The 3,343-nt window shown below is 76.3% G+C and carries 2 protein-coding genes; both read left to right on the top strand.

Annotated elements, in window-relative coordinates:
• On the top strand, window positions 1-996 hold a 996-nt coding region (locus tag GPJ59_RS34835), incomplete at its 5' end, for a hypothetical protein (RefSeq protein WP_219672048.1).
• Window positions 997-1,599: 603 nt separating this feature from the next.
• On the top strand, window positions 1,600-3,207 hold the full coding sequence (gene mdlC, locus GPJ59_RS34830) for a benzoylformate decarboxylase (protein ID WP_219672046.1): 1,608 nt from the start codon (window positions 1,600-1,602) through the stop codon (window positions 3,205-3,207).
• Window positions 3,208-3,343 lie beyond the last annotated feature (136 nt).

Below are 3,343 nucleotides of genomic sequence, written 5' to 3'. Positions count from 1 at the left end.
TGGGTGCGGGTCTTCGCCCTCGCCGGGTGGGCGGCCGCCGGAGCGGCGGTGCGCCTGCGCTGCCGCCGCCGACAGCGCAGGCTCGCCCTGGAGGCGGCGGGCAGCGCGCGCTTCGCCCTGCCCGGGCAGCTGCCCGAGCGGCATGCCCGGCGCGGTGTGCCCTGGATCGCCATCGGCTGCGGACTGTGCCTGCTGGCGACGGCCGTACTGGTCAAGGGCCTGCACCGGGACCTGGCCGCCCCGGACGGCGCCGCGTACGACGCCGTCGGGCAGCAGCTCACCGCCCTGCCGCTGCTGGCCCTCGGGACCACCCTGGCCGGCCGGGGCCTGGCCGCGCGCTCGGCCGTCCGGCGGCTGCGCCGCGGACTCCAGCCCGCGCTGGTCGTGGGCGTCCGGGCCACCCCGTCCGGGCACCACCACTGGCTGTGCCCGGACGCCGCGACGCGCAGCGGCCGGCCCCTGCTGGCCTACCCCGCCTGGCAGCAGGACACCATGACGTCGGGCCGCCTGCTGGTCACCGGCTCCGCGGACCGGCTGCGTGACGCGCACCGGGACGTCGATCCGGCGGCCGAGCCGTTCGAGGCGGTGCTGTACGGGATCGCGTGCGAGGGCTCCGAGGCCGTGCTGGAGTACGCCGTGTACTCGGGGGACGACCGCATCACCACGCAGCTCACCGCCGTACCGCTGCTGCCGCGCCGGTGGCACCGGCTCGGCTGGTGGCAGGAGGCCGGCGAGTCCCACCGGCGGACCGTGCGGCGGGAGCAGGCGCTCCAGGCGAAGTTCCGCCAGGAGAGCGAGGCCCGGGAGCGCGCGGGCCTCACCCGTACGACGTCCCTCGGCACCACGGGCGCCGCGGGTCTCTCCGGCGCGGCGGGCGCGTCCTGGGCGGCGGGCTCGTCCACGGCCTCGGCGCAGCCGCGCCGTACGGACAACAACACGGCCTGCGGCGGCTGCGGTTCGAGCTGCGGGGGCTGCGGGGGCTGCGGCTGCGGCTGACCCGGCCCCCCGACCGGCCGAACCCCTGCCGGCCGCAACCCCCGACGCCGGCCGCGCCGCCTACGGCCCGGCCGCATGATCGGAACGAACCGTCTCGGCCGCCCGGCGCAGCGAGCGCAACTGTCCGGCAGCCGGTCCCGCCGAGCCGAACCGTTCGGCAGCCCGTCCCGCCGAGCCGAACCGTTCGGCAGCCCGTCCCCCGAGCCGAACCATTCGGTGGCCCCATGCCGGTGAGCCACCCTGTTCGGCCACCCGCCCCGGAGAGCCGAACCGTCCGGCGGCGGGACAGCGAGGCCGGCCAGGCGCACCGGCGGGCGCAACCGCGTTCGGCACGGCCCCCGTGCCCGGCGAGTCGAACCGCTCGGCGGCGCGCGCCGGTTCGGATCGTCAACACGCCCGCCCGCGCGGCCACCCGGGTGAGGGAATTACCCCGGTCCCGCCGGACCCGCGGCAGGAACACGCGAACCCGGAAAGGCCGCAGGCCGGATGCGTCCCCGCCGGCCGGCAAGGGTCCCGGCCGGCCCGGTCCGGCTGTTGGCAAGATCCACTCCGTGTGATCAATTGATCACCGCACGTTGTCCCCAGCCGCGCGGAAGGATCACCATGCGCACGGTCCGAGAAGCCGTTCTCGACGTCTTACGAGCCCGCGGGATCACCACGGTCTTCGGCAATCCCGGCTCCACCGAACTGCCCATGCTCAAGCAGTTCCCCGAGGACTTCCGCTACGTCCTCGGCCTCCAGGAGGCCGTCGTCGTCGGCATGGCCGACGGATTCGCGCTCGCCTCGCGGACCACCGCCCTGGTCAACCTCCACACCGGTCCCGGCACCGGCAATGCCATGGGCGCCGTCCTGGGCGCCCGGGCGAACCGCACCCCCATGGTCGTCACCGCGGGCCAGCAGGTGCGCGCGATGCTCACCATGGAGGCGCTGCTCGCCAACCCGCAGGCCACGCTGCTCCCGCAGCCCGCCGTCAAGTGGGCGTACGAGCCTCCGCGCGCGGCCGATGTCGCGCCCGCGCTCGCCCGGGCCGTGCAGATCGCCGAGACCCCGCCGCACGGGCCGGTGTTCCTGTCGCTGCCCATGGACGACTTCGACGTCCGGCTCGACGAGGGCGAGGACAGCGCTGCCCGGGCGGCCGCCGCCCGCCGCGTGGTGCACGCCGCCGCACCCGACGCCCAGGTGGTGAAGGACCTCGCCGACCGCATCTCCCGGGCCAGGTCGGCGGTCCTGGTGGTCGGTGACGACGTGGACGCCTCGGGCGCCTGGGACGACGTGCGCACGCTTGCCGAGCGGACCGGGCTGCCGGTGTGGGCCGCGCCCGCCTCCGCCCGGGTGTCCTTCCCGCGCAGCCACCCGCAGTTCCGCGGCGACCTGCCGCCGGCCATCGGCCCGCTCGCCCGCTGCCTGGCCGGCCACGACCTGGTCCTGGTCATCGGTGCGCAGGTGTTCCGCTACTACCCGTACGTGCCGGGCCCCTACCTGCCCGAGGGCGCCGAGCTGGTCCTGCTGACCCGCGATGCCGACGAGGCCGCCAAGGCGCCGGTCGGGGACGCCGTCGTCGCCGATCTGCCGCTGGCGGTACGGGCGTTGGCCGACCAGGTCGGCCGGGGGGAGGCCGTGGCCGCCGCGGCGCCCCGCGAGAGCCGGTTCGCCGAGCCGGCCGACGGCGTGCTCAGCCCGCTCGCCGCGCTCAGGGCCGTCGCCCAGGGCGCCCCGGAGAACACCCTCTGGGTGAACGAGTCCCCCTCCAACGTCCCGCAGTTCCACCAGGCGACCCGGATCAGCACTCCCGGCTCGTACCTCTTCTCCGCGGGCGGCGGACTCGGCTTCGGGGCGGCCGCCGCGGTCGGGGCGCAGCTCGGCGCGCCGGACCGGCCGGTCGTCTGCGTGATCGGGGACGGGTCCATCCACTACGCCGTCCAGGCACTGTGGACCGCGGCCGCCTACCAGGTGCCGGTGACCTTCGTCGTGCTGTCCAACGCCCGCTACGCGATCCTCCACTGGTTCGCCCAGGTCGAGCGGGCCCAGGGCGTCCCGGGCCTGGACATCCCCGGACTGGACATCGCATCCGTCGCCGCCGGGTACGGCGTGCGCACCCACCAGGCGGGCGGCGCCGGCGAACTGACCAAGCTCGTCCGGGACTCCACGGCCCAGCAGGACGGGCCGGTGCTCATCGACGTACCGATCACGACCGAACTCCCCACCCTCTGAAGGCCACCGGTATGCCCCCCCCCCACCCCCCCCACCCCTCCCTCCCCCCCCCCCCCTCCCCCCCCCCCTCCCCCCACTCCCTCCCCCCCCCCCCCCCCCCCTCCTCTTTCCTCCTCCTTCCCTCCACCCAGCCTCC

Origin of the sequence: Streptomyces bambusae (genome assembly GCF_019400985.1) — a bacterium.
Classification (GTDB): Bacteria; Actinomycetota; Actinomycetes; order Streptomycetales; family Streptomycetaceae; genus Streptomyces; species Streptomyces bambusae_A.
This window is presented reverse-complemented; position numbering and strand designations above follow the sequence as displayed.

Coding starts and splice junctions, on each gene's coding strand:
- mdlC (WP_219672046.1), top strand. CDS start 1,600: ATGCGCACGGTCCGAGAAGCCGTTCTCGACGTCTTACGAGCCCGCGGG.